The sequence below is a fragment of the Leptothoe sp. LEGE 181152 genome (assembly GCF_032906605.1).
Taxonomy (GTDB): Bacteria; Cyanobacteriota; Cyanobacteriia; order Phormidesmidales; family Phormidesmidaceae; genus Leptothoe; species Leptothoe turfae.
This window is the reverse complement of sequence record NZ_JASATU010000006.1, coordinates 117,077-134,738: the sequence shown is the minus strand read 5'-3', so window position 1 is coordinate 134,738 and position 17,662 is coordinate 117,077. Positions and strand designations below refer to the sequence as shown.

14 protein-coding genes, 1 tRNA gene and 1 pseudogene are annotated in these 17,662 nt (G+C 45.9%); 10 read left to right on the top strand and 6 right to left on the bottom strand.

The genetic code is table 11. From position 1 onward, the window contains the following. Positions 1-16 precede the first annotated feature (16 nt). Positions 17-172 carry a hypothetical protein gene (locus tag QGP82_RS03780; RefSeq protein WP_163661273.1) on the bottom strand — a complete coding sequence of 52 codons (156 nt, stop codon included), beginning with the start codon at positions 170-172 and terminating at the stop codon, positions 17-19. A gap of 240 nt (positions 173-412) precedes the next feature. Here QGP82_RS03780 and QGP82_RS03775 point away from each other — a divergent pair, with 240 nt between their 5' ends. Next, a complete protein-coding gene (locus QGP82_RS03775) occupies positions 413-1,015 on the top strand; it encodes a fasciclin domain-containing protein (protein ID WP_250564739.1) in 603 nt (200 codons plus the stop codon). Between the two features lie 246 nt (positions 1,016-1,261). Here QGP82_RS03775 and QGP82_RS03770 read toward each other — a convergent pair whose 3' ends face one another. Further along, complete coding sequence (locus tag QGP82_RS03770; protein WP_499057132.1) at positions 1,262-1,774, bottom strand: hypothetical protein; 513 nt, start codon at positions 1,772-1,774, stop codon at positions 1,262-1,264. Between the two features lie 103 nt (positions 1,775-1,877). After that, positions 1,878-2,027 carry a hypothetical protein gene (locus QGP82_RS03765; RefSeq protein WP_499057130.1) on the bottom strand — a complete coding sequence of 50 codons (150 nt, stop codon included), beginning with the start codon at positions 2,025-2,027 and terminating at the stop codon, positions 1,878-1,880. A gap of 27 nt (positions 2,028-2,054) precedes the next feature. Here QGP82_RS03765 and QGP82_RS03760 point away from each other — a divergent pair, with 27 nt between their 5' ends. Then, on the top strand, positions 2,055-2,171 hold the full coding sequence (locus QGP82_RS03760; RefSeq protein WP_163703651.1) for a pentapeptide repeat-containing protein: 117 nt from the start codon (positions 2,055-2,057) through the stop codon (positions 2,169-2,171). Between the two features lie 22 nt (positions 2,172-2,193). Here the strand turns inward: QGP82_RS03760 and QGP82_RS03755 are convergent, their stop codons facing one another. Continuing rightward, positions 2,194-3,090 carry an alpha/beta fold hydrolase gene (locus tag QGP82_RS03755; protein WP_499057128.1) on the bottom strand — a complete coding sequence of 299 codons (897 nt, stop codon included), beginning with the start codon at positions 3,088-3,090 and terminating at the stop codon, positions 2,194-2,196. A gap of 249 nt (positions 3,091-3,339) precedes the next feature. Here QGP82_RS03755 and QGP82_RS03750 point away from each other — a divergent pair, with 249 nt between their 5' ends. The 3 genes and pseudogenes from QGP82_RS03750 to QGP82_RS03740 all read left to right on the top strand — a co-directional run bounded on the left by QGP82_RS03750 (position 3,340) and on the right by QGP82_RS03740 (position 10,258). Beyond that, a complete protein-coding gene (locus QGP82_RS03750; RefSeq protein WP_499057127.1) occupies positions 3,340-4,782 on the top strand; it encodes a hypothetical protein in 1,443 nt (480 codons plus the stop codon). Positions 4,783-5,299: 517 nt separating this feature from the next. Next, positions 5,300-6,985, top strand: a pseudogene (gene recJ / locus QGP82_RS03745) (single-stranded-DNA-specific exonuclease RecJ); the annotation flags it as partial. A 2,118-nt stretch (positions 6,986-9,103) separates the two neighbouring features. Then, the gene (locus tag QGP82_RS03740; protein WP_163661261.1) at positions 9,104-10,258 is read left to right on the top strand and encodes a tetratricopeptide repeat protein; all 1,155 of its coding nucleotides are present in this window, start codon (positions 9,104-9,106) and stop codon (positions 10,256-10,258) included. A gap of 47 nt (positions 10,259-10,305) precedes the next feature. On the opposite strand, the gene QGP82_RS03735 is transcribed toward QGP82_RS03740, so the two are convergent. Beyond that, positions 10,306-10,378, bottom strand: a tRNA-Ala gene (locus QGP82_RS03735). A 657-nt stretch (positions 10,379-11,035) separates the two neighbouring features. Here QGP82_RS03735 and QGP82_RS03730 point away from each other — a divergent pair. Beyond that, complete coding sequence (locus tag QGP82_RS03730; RefSeq protein ID WP_163661259.1) at positions 11,036-11,215, top strand: hypothetical protein; 180 nt, start codon at positions 11,036-11,038, stop codon at positions 11,213-11,215. 741 nt (positions 11,216-11,956) lie between these two features. On the opposite strand, the gene QGP82_RS03725 is transcribed toward QGP82_RS03730, so the two are convergent. Then, positions 11,957-14,281: an NACHT domain-containing protein gene (locus QGP82_RS03725; protein WP_499057124.1), complete on the bottom strand. Its 2,325-nt coding sequence runs from the start codon at positions 14,279-14,281 to the stop codon at positions 11,957-11,959. 469 nt (positions 14,282-14,750) lie between these two features. Here QGP82_RS03725 and QGP82_RS03720 point away from each other — a divergent pair, with 469 nt between their 5' ends. The 4 genes from QGP82_RS03720 to recR all read left to right on the top strand — a co-directional run bounded on the left by QGP82_RS03720 (position 14,751) and on the right by recR (position 17,643). Beyond that, entirely contained in the window at positions 14,751-15,080 is a 330-nt protein-coding gene (locus QGP82_RS03720) for an NfeD family protein (RefSeq protein ID WP_499057122.1), read from the top strand. A 520-nt stretch (positions 15,081-15,600) separates the two neighbouring features. Next, positions 15,601-16,674 carry a RuBisCO accumulation factor 1 gene (locus QGP82_RS03715; protein ID WP_499057120.1) on the top strand — a complete coding sequence of 358 codons (1,074 nt, stop codon included), beginning with the start codon at positions 15,601-15,603 and terminating at the stop codon, positions 16,672-16,674. A 46-nt stretch (positions 16,675-16,720) separates the two neighbouring features. Beyond that, positions 16,721-16,951 (top strand): hypothetical protein, encoded by a 231-nt coding sequence (locus QGP82_RS03710; protein WP_006517207.1) that lies wholly within the window; start codon positions 16,721-16,723, stop codon positions 16,949-16,951. A 20-nt stretch (positions 16,952-16,971) separates the two neighbouring features. Next, positions 16,972-17,643 (top strand): recombination mediator RecR, encoded by a 672-nt coding sequence (gene recR / locus QGP82_RS03705; RefSeq protein ID WP_499057119.1) that lies wholly within the window; start codon positions 16,972-16,974, stop codon positions 17,641-17,643. Positions 17,644-17,662 lie beyond the last annotated feature (19 nt).

Sequence of the window (17,662 nt, the reverse complement as noted above, 5' to 3'; positions counted from 1 at the left end):
CCATCGCCGCTCAAGGTTACCCGTCAAAGCAACGCGTCAAGTCAAGCTTACAGCCTCCGTTATCCAGCCGCTGCAGTATGGCAATTTCAATCGCAGCCGTATTGACGACTTCTTGCTGCCCAGCATGCTCTAGAGCGCTGTCTGTAATTCTTCCCTGATAGGGCGACTTCATCCGATTCTGTCTAAGGCTACACTCCGATTTAGAGCATTTGCAGTTCATCAGCGGCAGCGGTGGAAAGCGTGGGACCAGATGGGACGCTCAAGATATCTGATATTTTTGTTAAAATTTATTACCTTAGGATAGGAGGAAGGCTCTACCAAGCAAAGTAGCTAAAGTTTAGAACTAGCCTTTTGGGCTGAAATGGGTTCAGCACTACCTAAAACTCTGTTATCTCTTTACAAAAGACACACTATGAAACTTTTTTCTCCTCCCTTTTTCATCAGACTGATGAGTCTGCTTGCTGCCCTGATGGTGGTTCCTGCCATAGCTAGCTGCCAAAGCCCATCGGAGCCAACGGCAGAAGTCACACCTGATGCTGAAGAACAGATTGCGGCTGATCCAGAGGTGGCTGCTGAGTCTTCTGGCGATACGATTGTTGATGTTGCGATTGCAAACGGTTCTTTTGATACACTGGTCGCAGCCGTGCAAGCTGCAGACCTAGTCGAGACTCTTAGCGGTGAAGGGCCATTTACCGTATTTGCCCCTACCGATGAAGCATTTGCGGCGCTTCCTGAGGGCACTTTAGATACATTGCTGCTGCCTGAAAACCAGGCAACCCTCGCTCAAATTTTGACCTATCACGTTCTTTCCGGAGAGGTACCTTCTGGTGAGGTCACTACTGGAGCAGTTGCAACCGTTGCCGATGAGGAACTGGAAATTGTTGCTGACGAAAGCGGCGTTACCGTAGGTGGGGCCACTGTTGTCACTCCTGACGTGGAAGCGAGTAACGGTATCATTCATGTGATTGATACGGTACTGTTGCCGCCATCGTTGGATCTTTCTGCTTTGGAATAGAATCGCTCTCTTCTGTCTGAGCGTTATGGCTGGGCGGGAGAGTCGCCCTTGTAAGACCTTAAGTTAGTCAATGCATTTTCCTTAGGTTCTAATCGTATACCAGTGCAAGCCTCTGCCAATCGGCAGAGGCTTGGCGTGTGTGGGGAGTCTGAGTAGAAAAGGGTGCCCTGAGAATGAAGCTTTCACAGATTAACGGAGTCTGCACCGGGCACCCAAGCTTGGGTACCGCAACAGCTCAGCAATCTGTTAGCGGATTGACTTCGTACGAGCATCTAGCGCATCTAGGCGTGCTTCCTGGATGTTATCGACTGTTTTAGTACGAGCATCCAAGGCGTCTAGCCGAGCGGCTTGAATATCCTCAATGGCTTTAGTCTGGTTATTGAGGTGCTCCAGACGTAGCTTGTGAACGCCGTTCTTGGTGCGAGCATCCATAGCATCCAGGCGAGTCTCTTGGATGTTTTCAACGGCTTTGCTACGAGCGTCTAGGGCGTCTAAGCGGGCTTCCTGAATGTTATCGATAGCTTTAGTGCGGGCGTCTAGGGCGTCTAGTCGAGTGGCTTGGATATCTTCGATGGCCTTGGTTTGATTGTTGAGGTGCTCAAGACGTAGCTTGTGGACGGTGTTCTTAATGCGAGCGTCTAGGGCTTCGAGGCGAGCGGACTGAATGTTGAAGCTAGCGGGCTCAGCGGCGGATGCGATGGGTGCAACGGCAGCGGATGCAACGAGAACAGTTAAGGCGGAAAGAAGTGTACGTTTCATGATTAAAGCTCCTTTGTGTATCAGTGAAGTGTTTGATTCGCTTCATTGATTACAAGAATGCCGGGGCTACCTGAACGCTATGTGACGGGTAACTGAGTGTGGCTTAAAGGGTTTCTGAGATTGGCTGAGGAATGTTGGTGATGGGGGTCACAAAGGTGGTTGGGAGTTGCGTTGGCGGAGCCGCTACAGCGGAGTCTTGCCCCTGCCCAGCGTCGATTCCATATAAGAAACCCCCATGGACACTCAGGCTCATGGATGTTTGGGTTGATCTGTTTATACAATCATCAAGTTTCCTTGGAACGTCAGTCTGGTAGACGCCAATTTAGGGGGCGTAACCCTGGATAACGCCAATCTCCAGGAGGCTAATTTGAGTAGTGCGGACCCCGCTTGCGTGTAACCGTAGTTACCTATCCTACGGATTATCGCTTTTGCATAACGATATTGAACATCCAATCCCTGATTAAGGGATTTACTAACTCAGGGCGATCATCATGGGGGCAATGGCCTGCTTCTAAAAAATGTTCCTCAATGTCGCTGTAATATTTTCTAAATAACTCACTGCGCTGCTCACAGTTCATCCAAGGATCCTTTGTGCCCCACAACAACAATAAAGGCCGCTCTAATTTCGACAACAATACATCCACTCGCTCACCCCTCGGAGCTTTAAATAACGCTGCAAACGCTGCCGGTGCATCCCGTTCTGTTGCCGGACGATAAATATTCTCAATCAGTTCTTCAGTCACCGCATCCTGGTTCACATACACCTGCTTGAGCGTCTTGCGAATGTAGGACTTGTTGCGAACAAATTGAAAAACAAACCAGCTGGGAATCGGACTGAGAATAATATTTTTGATTAGCTCACCAATCGCCTGCTTAAATGGGCTGGGTTCCTGTGTTGGCATCTGCTCCTTAAACGAACCCACGCCGTTGAGTAATACGGCACCTTTTACCCACTGGGGCCGAGTCGCTGCCGTAAATAAGCAGCTATAACCACCGATGGAGTTACCTGCAATCACTGCTGGGCGACCGATAATTTGCTCGATAAAGTTGCTGAGCTGATCGCGCCATAGGTCTGAACTATAGCCGCTTGATGGTTTAGACGAGTGTCCAAAGCCAATCAGGTCGATGGCCCACACCTCAAAGTCCTGCTGTAGCTCGGCAATGTTTTTGGTCCAGTGGTCGGTAGATGCACCAAACCCGTGTACCAGCAGCAGCGGTGGTCGATCGGTGCGCGGTTCCCCTGCGCGGACGTAGTAGACGGTAAAGTCGCGCCAGGTCCAGGTATTGCCGATAGCGGGTGCAGCTGCGATGGTCATAGGTAGATATAGAAGGTGAAATGTCTTTCCTGGGGCAGGGCAGGCACAAGGCACTGCCTCCACAGGAAAGGTGTTTGTTAAGTAATATTTCGTTACTTGTTTAAGTCTATCGTGGGTTACACATCCTTGCTGCGGCAGGCCGCTAGGCTGGGTATGACCTTGTTCATGTCCAGAACTGAGGGTTTTCTACAGAATGCCTGTAGATCTCAATTTGGATGTGGTGTATGTGTGCTGTGATGCCCCCTGCCTATGGCTTTTTCGAGATCTTCCCGTCGTCGTACGTTTCAGTTGTGGTTTGAGCGAGTGATGGTTGCGATCGCAACTGCCAACCTCCTCCTCGTTTTCTTTGACCTCAGCTACATCCGCTTCCGCGACGTCTATTTCAAAACTTTGCCTGGCCCCACCAACTGGTATGGCGAAACCTTCAAAGGGATTGAAGAACATCGAGTCACCGCAGCCTATCTCAGGGAAGTCGATACCCTACAAGAAACCCTAGAAAATGAAGGGCTAGATTCACCAACCGCCAATCGTCAGTTAGCGAATCTACGCCGGAGCAGTGTGGATCTGATTGATGAAAATCCGTTTGCCGTGGCGAATAAGTCTGGAACATTGGAACGGATTAAAAAGGAAATGCGCGATCGCACCGGGCAGGAGAACTCCTCTAAAGAAGCATTGCGCACCTTTTGGAGCCAGTCCTATCTAGAGCGAGGCTGGTCCAAAGAATTAGAGTTTTTCGATGACCACATCCGACCCCGGATTGAAACCAACTATTGGCGAGGCATTGGCTTTAACGGATTACCCATCGATCGCTTTTGGATCATTGATCTCCCCTTTGCAGCCCTGTTTGGCTTCGAATTTTTACTGCGGACGTACTTCTTAAGCCGTCGTCATGAAAACACCACCTGGATGGATGCCATGCTGTGGCGTATTTATGATGTACCCTTGTTTCTCCCGTTCTGGCGCTGGCTACGGGTAGTACCTGTGGTGGTGCGGTCTAACCAGGCCGAACTATCCCATCTCGATCCCATTCAAGGACGCATCAATCGCATCTTAATTAGCCAGTTTGCCGTTGAACTGACTGAGGTGGTTTTCCTGCGCATGATTGACCAAACGCAAAACATGGTCAAAGCAGGGCAAATTAGCCGTTGGTTTTTTGAACTCACCGCCGGTAAGGAAAACTACATTGACCTCAACGATGTGGACGAGGTGCAAACGATTGCCCAGCGGCTTACAGACATTGTGGTGCATAAGGTTTTACCGGAAATTAAGCCAGAAGTTGATGCTGTCTTAAGCCATACGGTGACGGGGGCAATCTCCCAAGCTCCTGCCTATCAAGGCCTAAAGCTTTTGCCGGGGTTTACCAATGTTTCTGAGCAGATCACCCAGCAAATCTCAGCGGAGGTCTCTAAAAACCTATACAGCAGCCTCAAGCAAGCGTTGGCAGATGATAGAGGTTCTGACCTCATGGGCAAGTTGGTTGAGAGCTTTGGCCAGCATTTACGAGACGAAATTCAGCAGGGCAATACTCTCCAAGAGTTGCAAGAATTGATCGATGCTTTTCTGGAAGAATTGAAGGTCAACTATGTGGAGCGCATTGCCGTTGATGATGTTGAAACGCGTCGGGCCAATACCTATCGTCTCTATGGGACAACGCAAAAAGCACGCCCTACCCCGGCAAAATTAGTTAAATAGTAATCAGGATTATCATTAGATCAAATGCACTATATATTAGGAGCATAATTCAGGGGCAAATTCTGTGAAGTAAGGGAGCCCTTCCCAGGAGGAGCTATCGTGTATACATAAGTCGGAGAGCTATCTCTAGATTTCGAGCCCTCATCCCCCAACCCCTTACTCCCTGAGGGAGAAGGGGGACCTGGCCTCAAAGTCCTTCTCCCCCAGGGAGAAGGATTTAGGATGAGGGCCAATTCAAGGCCAGGCCTATCTTTTGGGACATTATTTTCTAGATGTGTATACATCGTAGCCCAGGAGGGGAGAGATGTCGGCGGCTATCACAGGGCTGACGCTAGCCTACCTAAACTTGCGATTTCTAGTATTTGTCTTAACCTAGGACTACTTTCTTTTTCGTACCCAATCCACTTCCTTGACCGAACCCGTCACCACGTCAATCGCTACGCAAGAATCTGCTGCTGTTAAAATCCCTCGACAGCGGTGGCAAATTTTTCCGCCTCAGGTACAGCAGGCGCAGCGGATGGCAACGGTGACACAGCTATCACCTCTGCTGGCTCAAGTCTTGATTAATCGAGGCGTGCAAACTCCGGAGCAGGCATGGCTATACCTGGATCCAGAGACGCAGCAGCTACCATCGCCTCTGGATGAGTTTCCAGATTTGCTGCGGAGCGTTGATTTGTTAGCAACCGCCATTGAACAAGGGCAAAAAATTGCCATCTGTGGTGACTACGATGCCGATGGGATGACCAGTACAGCTTTGCTGTTACGGGCTTTGTGGCATTTGGGGGCCGATGCTCACTATGCTATTCCGAGCCGTATGCAAGAGGGCTATGGTATTAACCGTCGCATTGTGGATGATTTCCATGCAGAAGGGGTGAGGTTAATTCTCACTGTCGATAATGGCATTGCGGCCTATGAACCTATTGCCCATGCGGTTGATCTAGGTCTCACCGTCATTATCACCGACCATCACGATCTGCCAGAACAGCTGCCGCCAGCCCAGGCCATCCTTAATCCCAAACTATTGTCCACAAGTTCTCCTTACTATGGTGTGGCTGGTGTTGGTGTGGCTTACATTCTCGCGGTTTGCCTGGCCCAAGCGCTTCATCGTAGCCAAGATCTCACAGCTTCGTCGTTAGAACTATTTACGTTAGGTACAATTGCCGATCTTGCGCCTTTAGTGGGTGTGAATCGTCGCTGGGTACGTCGGGGGTTACAGCTATTGCCAAAGTCGCGTATTCCTGGCATTCAAGCGCTGATTGAAGTGGCTGGGTTAGATCAGGGTAAAAAAGCGCTTAAGCCTGAGGCCATTGGCTTTCGCCTAGGTCCACGGATCAATGCGGTAGGCCGCATTGCCGATCCGCAGATTGTTATCGATATGCTCACGACTGAGGATGTGGGTATTGCGTTGCAGCGGGCAATGCAGTGTGAAGAGACGAATGCGCTGCGGCAGCGTATGTGTGAGCTGATTGAGACCCAGGCGGTAGAGTGGTGTGAAGAACAACAGGCCCATGGCAAGCTCAATTTACAACAAGAGCGTGTGTTGGTGGTTGTGCAGCCCGAGTGGCATCACGGGGTAATTGGTATTGTGGCATCCCGCTTGGTAGAACGCTATGGTGTGCCTGTTTTTATCGGCACCTACGAAGACAAAGAGAAAAAAGAGATTCGCGGTTCTGCCCGAGGGATTCCTGAATTTAATGTGTTTGAAGCCCTTCAGTCCTGTGATGATCTGTTGGATAAATATGGTGGGCACCGGGCTGCGGGTGGCTTCACCTTTGCGGCGAAAAAACTACGACAGGTGACGTCACGACTGAGTCATTTTGCTTGTCAACATCTACAGCCAGAGTATTTAAAACCCTTGGTTAATGTCGATGTAAAGGCTAATTTCGCCGATATTACTCTGGCTCTTTACGAGCAAATTGATTTTCTCCATCCCTGTGGGATTCAAAACAATGAGCCAGTTTTTTGGACATCCCTGGTCAATATAATTGACCAACAGATTGTCGGTAAGGATCGTAAACATCTTAAGTTAACGCTGGCTCACACCCATCCAGAGACGGGGCAAGTAACCTCCATCAAAGCGATCGCATGGCGCTGGGCTGAGTATCATCCTTTGCCCCATCAGGTTGATATTGCTTACAAAATTCGTCTCAATGATTGGCAGGGACGACAATCTGTTGAGTTAGAACTATTGGGCATCAAGCTAGCCCATCCCGATTTAGCAACAGGTTCGATTCCTCCCTGGTCTGACGAGTCAAAACGTTTAAATGAATCTCCGATTGTTGATACTCCAGGAGTAAAGCATAAGTTAGCTATGGGGTCTCCTCCAACAACAACAATGGCTAATCAGTTAGCCGTCACTCCAAAACGTCCCCCTGGGTCTTTGGAGCTTCCCCCAGTCAAGGAGCAGAGCCCAAAAGTAGCAGAATCTCGGTCGATTAATGGGTCTAGTTCGCTGCCTCCTCCTAAGGCGATTGATAGTTTACCCGTGGCCGCTACCCATGCTGAATTTTTCTATGGCAAACGCCGCTATGTGAGTACCATTGAGCACGCAAATACCCAAGAACTGCAGATTCGTAATTGGGAGGGGCGGTTGTTGATCGTGCAACTGCCCCAGCGACGTGGGGTTTTATATGTGCCTGGCGAGCCTCCTGAAGTGGTGGATCTTTCAGATACTTATTATTTCAATTTATTGCGGGCGGGGTTGAATGCTTTAGAGCTAAAGCAAAAGACAAGCTTGCTAATTTATAAAGATGAGTTGCTGGCAGAAAAAGATGAGCTGCTTAAGGAGAAGGATAGCCAGATTGCCACATTGAACCAGCAAGTTCAAATCTTAGAAGATAAGCTGACTCAGCTCTCTGAGGCAAAGCAGACGGCTTTCCAGGAGTTGCAAACCGAGCTCCAACAGCAGCAGGCTGCGATCGCAAATAAAGAAGCCCACATCGTACAGCTCCAAACTGAGCGACCACAAAGAACGTTACCACCCCCAGATGCCAACGTCATTAAACAAGAGGTGCGCAAAGCTTTAGGCGACAGCGTTTGGTTCTGTATTCAGGCAGACTCTCAAAAAGATTTGTGTGCGGCCTACCGCACTTACCACATGCTGCAGTCTGAGGGGGCTGATCCTCACATTGCTGACTATTCCGAAGCAGGGATTCGTCTGAGTTTTGCAGTAGAGCGTGAGGTGATGCAGCCGTTCTTTGGTGACCTTTACGATTTTGTCCGACTGGAAGGGTTGACAGAGATTGGAGGTATTGCGTTAGGCCCTCACCAAAGATATACCCTAGGTATGATGCCCTCCTTGCTTGCAGCTCAATGGCGCACTTTAAAACGAGATGCATTGACCCAGCAGAACAAGGTACCTGAGAAACAGCTCTATCGTACGTTTAAAAACTCACAGGGTTTAAGTCAGCGGGATCGTGAGTTGCTGGCGGAGTTTTTTGAGCAATGGGAGCACCCTATGACAGCTTGTTTGGGCCAAAAAGGGAAGCAAGCGGCAGCTAGCCTCGATCAAATTAGCCGTTTGCGGAATATTGCGGCCCATGGGGAAAGTTTTTTGTACGAATGGCACTATATATTGCTACGTCAACTCGTAGTCGGAGGATCAAACCGACGCGGTTTGTTTCGGCAGATTTATGGGGGTTAAGATGCCATTAGAGGCACATCTTGTCCAAACCTGTGGATAACTTCAAACATAGCTCAGAAGCTAGTTAGATTGATTTTAGTTGAAATATAAAGACAGCTGAAATTTTGTCATCCCAATGCATTGAGCACTTCTAGCTCTCTAAATAATTTAGTCTGTTTACTATAAATTGCGAACGATAATGGCAAAAATTTAACTTTTTCCAGAATTTTCCACATGTTTTCCACAGAGTTTTCCACAGACTGTGAAGGTTTTCCACAGGTCTGATAATTCAATCGGGCTATCCGTAATTAGGCGCAGAAAAAATTTCTCCGTATGCCTAAACATAATTAAGGAATTGGGATCAGATATAACCGGCCCATAAAGATTTACGTCAAGCTTTGCTAAATCTATACTTTTCGCAGTTACGCACTAATAATCCGGAAATCTCAGGGAATTAAATATTGAGCTGTGTAATGATGGCTATCGAAAATGGGGACCCTGAACCTGTGTGTCGATCTACACATGATTTTGTGTTGACATATACATAGGCAATGTATGCGGCAAGTCAACTCAAATCCCGATTTTTGTTGGCTGTGATTTTCATCAATACCAGTATCATTTCCGGCATCTATCCTTAAGATTTGTATAACTAAGTGATACTGCCCTGCGCGCATCTGCCGTATAAATACATAGATACTTATGATGAGTAGTCAAGTTATTGATATCGCCAGTGTCAGTGGCCAATCAAGTGAACAGGATGAGCGCTACAGGCTGGAGATTAATATTTGCGATCGCATCATTCAGCGCTATCCCTATCACTATCAGGCTTGGAACTATCGCAGTTACTTATTAGCCAGCATTGGTCAATATGAAGCAGCCGCTGAAAGCTACCGTCACACTCTATCTTTGAAGGCAACGGAACATCGCGTATGGTGTAATTATGGTTCTGTTCTTGAAAAACTGGAAGCATTAGACGAAGCCGCAAAATGCTACGGTCACGCCCTGAAGCAGGCTCCGTTCTATTTCAAAGCCCAGTATCGAAAAAGCAAAAACCTGCATCGAAGGGCCTTATACGGCGAAGCTATTGTGAGTTACGAACAAGCAATACAGTTACGACCTGATTCTTATAAGCTTTGGTACTATCGCGGCAAAGCACTACTACAGCTCGATCGTATTGACCAAGCCATTGCCAGCTTTAATAAAGCTGTGGAACTCTATGATGGCGATAGCAAACTATGGTTGGTGCTGGGACGCACGCTCTTACAGGTGCACAACCCCCAAGAGGCCTTAAGGGCCCTGAACCATTCCATTCATCTTGACCCCGACAATGGCAGTGTGTGGAGTTATCACGCGGCAGCACTCAAGGCTCAGGGGTATTTCGAAGATGCACTGACCAGTCTTGACAAGTCTGTGACCTTAGAGCCAGAGAAGTCGCGATTTTGGCATCTGCGAGGTCTGGTGCTTTTAGAGATGAATCGGCTAACTGCCGCCGAAGAAAGTTTTACCACATCCCTGAAACTACAGGCCTACAACTATCAAGCATGGCTGGCGATGGCATGGACATTGCAAAAGATGGGGGATTTTAGTCGCGCCATTGAAGCCTACGATAAATCTTTAGCCATTGAGCCTGATCAGGCCTTTGCATTTTATAACCAAGCCCGTTGCCACGCTCGCTTAGGTCAAGATATGTGGGCGTTAGAGCATGTGCGGCGAGCCATGTCCCTAGACCCCCAAATCTATTCAGAACGCGCTTATGCTGATCCGTTGCTTCAGGCCATTGTGCAAGATATGGAAGAGGATGATAGCGGCGAAGATTTAAAGGAAATAGAACTGATTGCCCTTGATTCCCATTAAAACCATGTGGGGACGTTCCATAGAACGTCCCCACATGGTTTTTTGAATGGAGCTAAGCGGGCTCGAACCGCTGACCCCCTGCATGCCATGCAGGTGCTCTACCAGCTGAGCTATAGCCCCTCGCGTTTATTAATAATCTCTTGCCAGGAGCTTACCGTCAAGGGATTTTATTAGGCTTTTGCGATCACTCCTGCGCATTATTGGCCAGCACGGTCTAGAAAACGTATATGACAGTTATCTCACCTGGTGTCCCTAGCTTACTTCAGACATGCCTGAAGTCGCCTTTCGGCATCAGTCAAATCGCATTCAGTCGCTCGTTGAGATAAGTCATACCCAATCCACATTCATTCAATCCGATTACCAATACCCAATCCTGTAGGGGCACTCCCTTGTGGATGCCCTGCGATACCGGGCGCTATCGTCAGGATTTCTTAGCCTACATCGTTTTCAGGTTCTGCCAAGTATGGTGGACTTCTTTGTGTAGTGATCAACAACACACCAAAAAAGAATGAGGATCACAAGCATTACATCGGAATGAACGGGGAGTAGACCGTTTCTATATATAGAACAAACAAAACACGTTCTCACCTATCACTATTGTGGAGCTCCTCACCATGACACCCTCTCAAATCGAAGGTCTTCAAGTTTGCCTCTGTTTTGCACTGTCCATGGTGATTCTGGCTCCACTGTTCTGTTGGGTCTTGCCCAATCGTCAGCACGTTCTCTAAAGCCTCCCATGTTTGCCTTGCTCGCCATTAGCCCGTCAGGAATCTACCTATGCAACTCGCTGATATCGGTGCACCTTACACTCCTGCTGCACCAACTGTCGCAACCATCGAAACTGACATCCAGCTTTGCTTTAGAGACTTTGCTTTTAAAATGAGAACCCTAAAAGAGTGTCTTCCTAAGTCTTCCATCGGTAGCCTCACCTATCGCAACGTTCGCTACAACGCATAGTTTTTTCATCGTTGAATCCAGTAGAGTAGACGTCATAGAGCCTCCGGCAGTTTTGTCAGGGGCTTTTTTTTGGAGTGTTGTGGTGCCCTCTTGGGGTATATAAATTTGACCACTACAAAATCATCGCTGCAATCCCTGAAATCTTTACTTTACAAGGCTTATAGAGGCTACTTTCATTGGAGAAATTTTAAAGAGGTCAATAAATGTCAAGGAAAGATGATTTTCTTTACATTTCTTTATATATTATTGATTTTAACAAGAGTTGCCGCACTGCATTCCAATCTAGGCTCCCTTCGGTGATTCATGTCTGGATAAGGATGAGGCACTAACTGCCCAGATGTTGTTTGAGAAGAGCACAGGTAGCTGATCTTGTTGCTATTCGTTTGTTAAATATTGTCGAAATGCAGACCCATAACCAAGACAACAGAACTGTTTATTGTGCAGAACTCCCTACACCAAATCTTTCCCGAGATATTTTAGCTGTAGCCTGTATGAGTATGGGGGTCGTTCTATGCATGTGTTTGGGGGAGCCTTGCAGTGGTTTTCGTCAGTCGCGCACGTGTTCGTCCTTGCTAGGCAATACATATCACTCAAGGGTGCATTAATGAAGGGTTCTGAATCACCCAGTACAATACAGGCGATTGATAATGGGGAATATGCATGCCAAATCTGCGATCGCGCTTTCGATTTTGGGTTATGTAGCCTGGTCAAGGTCAAAGGGCATCACACCTAAATAACCGGCTATCCATCTTCATATTTCTCAATAGGTAGAAGGGTGCTGGCATTAATCTCTTGACGAACTTCACGGCTCACATAACAGTCTCCATGAAGACAGATAGATAATAACTTATTAACATCATAGTATTCCTTAAGGGCTTTTATTTCACTTTCTACAAAACCCCAGTCATGGCCTATATTTCGATACTGTATGATTACATCTCTAAATTTAGTGCTCCAATCTAAACCATTGTGAGCCCACCATTCACGAGAGTCTACAGTTTTGCTAGGAAGTTTTTCCTTTAATTTAATTAACTCCTCTTTTAGTTCTGCACTTGCATTGTGTTCAATACATTGACGCATTAGTGACAAGATATCTTTGTGCCACTTTAAAAGGGTATCAGCTTCTTTTAGGGGAGTATTGTGCATAGATATACTAACATTCAATGTGGTGACTAACTCTGAATCTAGAATAAAATCTTCGCTTTCTGTTTGTGTTTTGATCGTTCTCTTTCTTATCACTAAATTAAAATAAAAGACTTGGCTGATAGCTTTTAGATTGCCAATACTCTTACTGCTTTTAACTGAAGAAGACTTTTCATTTAGCCAATCAAGAAATGAATCTATTTTCTTGTTTTCTTGAACTATTTTGTCAATTTCATGCTTTATAAGTCTAATCAAGTAGTCTGCATTAGGGAGCATACATGAGACAAGCGAAAATACCTCTTGCCATCTGTAATCAGTAATATGAATAGCCAGTGATTCTAGGACCTTTTTTTGTTCTTCAGGATCCAATGTCTTAACGATTTTAAGACTGACAAAATACTCATGAAATGTTCTGTGGGAGAATGAAAATATATCTTTTGCTACCTCAGTAATCAAACCATGCTGAGCAATCATGGAATCTAATACAGAATTGCAATCTAGCTCTACATCTTCAGGTGAACTAATGGAGCGTGGTAAATTATAAATATATTCTCTAATTTGATAATCGATTGTTCTTCTTTTGAATAATCCTTCATCTTTTTCAAAAGTGGCATATGCTATTTTGCTAAGTAAATCTTCTTTCTTGTTCTTAGACAGCTTTCTGTAAGTTTCAGGCCGTTCTACCGCTCTGCTAACATCCCATTTCCTCAATAAGACATCGAGACCTTCTTGATATAATTCAGCCTGATTTTTGGGGAATTCCTCTGAATCCTCAAAAACCATGCATAGTAAGGTTAGCAGTAAAGGATTGGTCGCCAGCTCACTAATCTCTTCGTCTTTGCTAATTCGGTTAATGAACTTCTCTGTTTTTTGAGGAGATTTTTTTGTGGCAAACCAGTTTTTTGAAAACATACTGATCTGCTCTTTGGTGAATTCGCAAACTTCAGCCTCCAGAAAGTTTTCAAATTTATATTCACTTGCAGCCAAGCGACATGTAATTATAAATCTATTTTTGCTATATGTCTGTGATATTTCCTTGATTAGTCTGATGACTCGGTTAAAATTTTCTTTTCGAACTTCGTCTAGTCCATCAAATAAAAATAGAATTTTTGCCTCTCTTAAAAGTAGCTCAAAACTTTCTTTGTTGACTTCACAACTAATTAACTCATTCTCTATATACTCTTTTAAGCCTATTTGGTGATCTTGGTTCTGAAAATCCTTTAAAGAAATAAATATTGGAACATAACCAGGTAGTATTTCTGATTTATTTGCAAAGACAGCAACATATTTTAAGAAGGTTGTTTTTCCAGCTCCTGGTCTTCCAAGTAGAATAAGTTTCGAGTAATTTTCAACGAGCTCAAGCCCTGAAAATTTGACACCTTCAAATAATCTGGAGATGTTGAATTTGAGGTCATTAGTTTGATGACGCTGTTGAACTATTTTTACTAAGTCTGATAGTTCTATACGTCTTTTGGATAAGATTTGTTTGGTAATCTTGACCTCTGTAAAAATGTCTTCCACTTCAATGGGTTTGCTCATGTCAAGAATTTGCATGAATCCACATTTCTCATTGATGAGTGCTCGGGTTTTGCTCTGGATTTCCTGTACTAGAATTTCGATCGCATTGTTGACTATTTCATAGACTTGCTTGTCAGAAGGATATGCATTTTGATACATATCCAGAACTTTAAAGAAAAGTAACTTTGATTTTCCAGGAGTATTTCCAGAAGAGATATTGAATTTCTTATAAACCTTTGTCATTCGAGAACTGTATCTTTCTCTCGATATGTTTAAGATCTTAGCGACCACTAAGTCTGACAGCTCAATGTCTGCTAAGCGTTCTACAAAAGCTTCTTTTTGTAATTCTGTGAGATGGTTTTGGTTGGCAATGAACTCAAGATAAGAGCGTGGTATTGAAAGCATATTCAGGAACCAACATGGCTATCTTCGGTTATAGCACCTCCCTCTACGAGATAAAGTGACTTCCTTCTTAAGGCTGAAAATCTTAGATGGAAGTCTAACTTTATTGTGATGCCTCCAGTTCAGAGGATTCCTTTTTTTGTCAAATAATTATGCCGGAAACGTTCTACTGACCCATGTTGAACAAAGACATGATAGATATTCGCCAATTGATGGCGTCTGAATGCTTTTCAGGATCTCTGCTTAGGTATGTAAGTATGTAAGCGGAATAGTTGATCGCTAAGTAATCAGGCGATGTGCCATGCTAATCCTAAATGAGTTCCTGAAGTCTGAACATTTCATATAGCCGCATAAGAGTGTATTTGTTCAGACTGTTTGTTGTCAGATCTTAAATCGTGTCGAAAATTTAAGTGGCTAGAGCAGTTATTCCTTTTTGTGCTGTCAACTGTTATCGATTGATCAGGCTCGAATTATGCTCTCCTTAACAAAAGAATGCCGATGTGATGCGACTCCTTTGTCACATCGAGAAATCGTAGTACTGAATCTTCTTCTTAAGGTTCTTTTAGAAACGTGGTTTAAAAGGTTGCGACAATCTCACCCTTCTCCTACAAACAGCTACTTAGAAGGTGTTGGTACGGCAGATACTGAGATTACCCCCTGCAAGCGAGGTCGGGTTAGGCTCAATGGTTCCTGGTGGTCAGCTTTATCCAATAGCAATATGACTATTCATCCTGGTCAGAAAGTCCGTGTTACAAGTCGCCAGAGTCATACCTTGCTGGTTGAACTATCTCAGGACGGCTGAGAAAAATTCTGTTCATTTTAATAGTTGTCTCAATCAGGTGGCATTTATGAAAGAGAAAGTACTGATGATTTCTGACATTTCTGACATTGTTTATACTTGTCCAAAATGTTCAAAAACGTCTTTGGTGAAAATAGGCCCTGATCTATATCAATGTGTTGATTGTAAGTCTCAGAAAGAGCAGACTTCTGAGACCCATAATAATTTCACTACATTTGTTTTTGGATTGATGGGTTGGTTGATGCTTCTCTTGCTAATCTAAATGTTAATGTTTGTCTTTTGTTACTTGTGTTTCGATTTTGACGCACTAAGCAGAGATTCTGGCTTTGGATCCTCTGGCAATAATGCTGTTTTGATGAGTGTTTTGCGATTACTGAGCGACAAGGTGGACACTTTACTGTAGTGAAAGCTTAATTGAGTAAAAGTAAACCCATTATGTACCGTAAAAAAAAATTAGTGACTCTTGTGTTGTGGTTAGCTATCCGCGATAAAGTCGAGAGACACTTTTCGTCTAACGACTACGATGACCACCCCTGCTCCTAATTCATCCTCTGCTGATACGGAAGCTCTAATTCTGCAATTGCGGCGTAAGCAAGGCAATTGGGTTGACTGGGCAATGGCTTGCCAGACTTTACAGAAGTCTGGCATGTCGCCCCAAGCGATTTTTGAAGGGACTGGATTTGAGCCAATTCAGCAGAATCAAATTATGGTGGCGGGGCAGGTATATCAGTCCATTCTTGGCGGTGCTGTTGCAGAACCCGTGCTAGAGCACTTCACTGCCCGAGGGAGTGACTCGCTCTATGAACTGCGGATTTTATCTAAGGATGATCGAGCTCAGGCGGTTCAGTTTATCTATGACCAGGGGCTAGATTCTGAGCAAGTGCGTGATGTGGCTAAGGCCCTGAAGGAGTTTTCTTACCGTCATGACCTGCCACCTGGTTTTACCAATCATCCAGGAGATGCGGTGGCATTTTCCTACTGGGGGTTTGCTCGGCAGACGTCTGATTTGCAGGCTCGATCACGGTTGATTGCACAGGGGTTACGGTTTGCCCACAGTTTGGGTGCTCGTGAAGCCATTGAGAAACTACTCACTGATTTTGCGGTAGTCAAGGCTAAGACTGCACCTCGACTACCTCTATTTCGCATAGAGACAGATACTGATGTGCCCTTTGTGGTGCCAATGGTCGGGCAGTGGCCGATGTCAGCTGATGTTTTTCAGGCTGTGCCCAAGATGGAACCAGAAGGTGCGTTTGGTGTGGTGAAATCTGCGGGTGAACAGGCGTGGGTGCCGGTGCCAGGGTGGCAGGTGGTGTTGACAGCGCAGGATGCGATCGCATTCCTCATGCCTTTCAATGAACTGCCCAATCAGGCCGATAGTACGGTCTCAGAGACAGTATTGATCCTTGTGGATCGCCAACAGCAAGCTTGGGATGATAGCAGCTATTTTCTGGTCAGTGACGATAGTGGTCAGCTAGCTATACGCTGGTTTGATACAGACCCTGGTATGCCCCTATTGGGTCGAGTCATCGTTATCGTACGACCCAAGAAAGTTCTAGACGAAGCCTATACCCAAGAACTTTGGCAAATTGACGAATAGCTACTGCTAACTTGAAGACATAAACGCCGATGATTTAGGAGGAATTATGGCTCTAGAACGTCGACTATCACGGGCAATGTTTGAGGCAACTGAGCTAGTGGAATTGCGGCAAATTTGCTTTACCCCAGGTCGTGTCTTTGAACCCGGTAAATACATTACTGGGGACTTACCAGATGTTGCATTCACCATGGGCCTGGTGGAAAAACTGCCCCCAGTGCGCGGTAAGAGTGAAGAGGTGGCTGAGTCGGAAGACGTTATCAATACAACCGAAGAATAACTCTTTGGGGTGACAGCGTCATGTTTTCCATAAGCCTACCTCCATGGCCTAAATTGATACCCCAAAGCAGAAAACAAAACCAAAAAGGAGCTAGGTCTATCTATACCCGTCCGTTAGCTAAATTAATTGAAGAATTTCAGCGATTGCCAGGTGTGGGGCCTAAAACTGCCCAGCGTCTGGCGTTGCATATTCTTAAACGCCCTGAAGCCGAAGTCCGAGCCCTGGCCCAGGCACTGATAGATGCCAAACAGCAGGTGGGTCAGTGCTCAATTTGCTTTCATCTATCGGCGGACCCCGTGTGTGACATCTGTCGCTCTACACGTCGGGACAATCAGACTCTTTGTGTTGTGGCAGATTCCCGCGATGTCATTGCCATTGAGCGCACCAGAGAATTTAAGGGCAAATACCATGTGCTGGGCGGTCTCATTTCACCGATGGATGGCATTGGTCCAGAGCAGCTAAACATTGGTCAACTGGTACACCGGGTCAACAAAGACGATATTGGAGAAGTGATTTTGGCCATCAGCCCTAGCATTGAGGGAGATACCACAACGCTGTATGTGGGACAGTTGCTCAAGCCATTTACGAAAGTGACTCGTATCGCCTTTGGTTTGCCCATGGGGGGCGATTTGGAATATGCAGATGAAGTAACCCTAGCCCGAGCGTTAGAAGGACGCCAGGCTTTAGGTTAGGGCAGGTATCGCCCACTTG

Bases quoted from the DNA above. Each gene is read 5' to 3' on its own strand.
- QGP82_RS03780 (WP_163661273.1), bottom strand. From the start codon at position 172: ATGAAGTCGCCCTATCAGGGAAGAATTACAGACAGCGCTCTAGAGCAT.
- QGP82_RS03775 (WP_250564739.1), top strand. From the start codon at position 413: ATGAAACTTTTTTCTCCTCCCTTTTTCATCAGACTGATGAGTCTGCTT.
- QGP82_RS03770 (WP_499057132.1), bottom strand. From the start codon at position 1,774: ATGAAACGTACACTTCTTTCCGCCTTAACTGTTCTCGTTGCATCCGCT.
- QGP82_RS03765 (WP_499057130.1), bottom strand. From the start codon at position 2,027: ATGAGCCTGAGTGTCCATGGGGGTTTCTTATATGGAATCGACGCTGGG.
- QGP82_RS03755 (WP_499057128.1), bottom strand. From the start codon at position 3,090: ATGACCATCGCAGCTGCACCCGCTATCGGCAATACCTGGACCTGGCGC.
- QGP82_RS03750 (WP_499057127.1), top strand. From the start codon at position 3,340: ATGGCTTTTTCGAGATCTTCCCGTCGTCGTACGTTTCAGTTGTGGTTT.
- QGP82_RS03740 (WP_163661261.1), top strand. From the start codon at position 9,104: ATGATGAGTAGTCAAGTTATTGATATCGCCAGTGTCAGTGGCCAATCA.
- QGP82_RS03730 (WP_163661259.1), top strand. From the start codon at position 11,036: ATGCAACTCGCTGATATCGGTGCACCTTACACTCCTGCTGCACCAACT.
- QGP82_RS03725 (WP_499057124.1), bottom strand. From the start codon at position 14,281: ATGCTTTCAATACCACGCTCTTATCTTGAGTTCATTGCCAACCAAAAC.
- QGP82_RS03720 (WP_499057122.1), top strand. From the start codon at position 14,751: ATGCTCTCCTTAACAAAAGAATGCCGATGTGATGCGACTCCTTTGTCA.
- QGP82_RS03715 (WP_499057120.1), top strand. From the start codon at position 15,601: ATGACCACCCCTGCTCCTAATTCATCCTCTGCTGATACGGAAGCTCTA.
- QGP82_RS03710 (WP_006517207.1), top strand. From the start codon at position 16,721: ATGGCTCTAGAACGTCGACTATCACGGGCAATGTTTGAGGCAACTGAG.
- recR (WP_499057119.1), top strand. From the start codon at position 16,972: ATGTTTTCCATAAGCCTACCTCCATGGCCTAAATTGATACCCCAAAGC.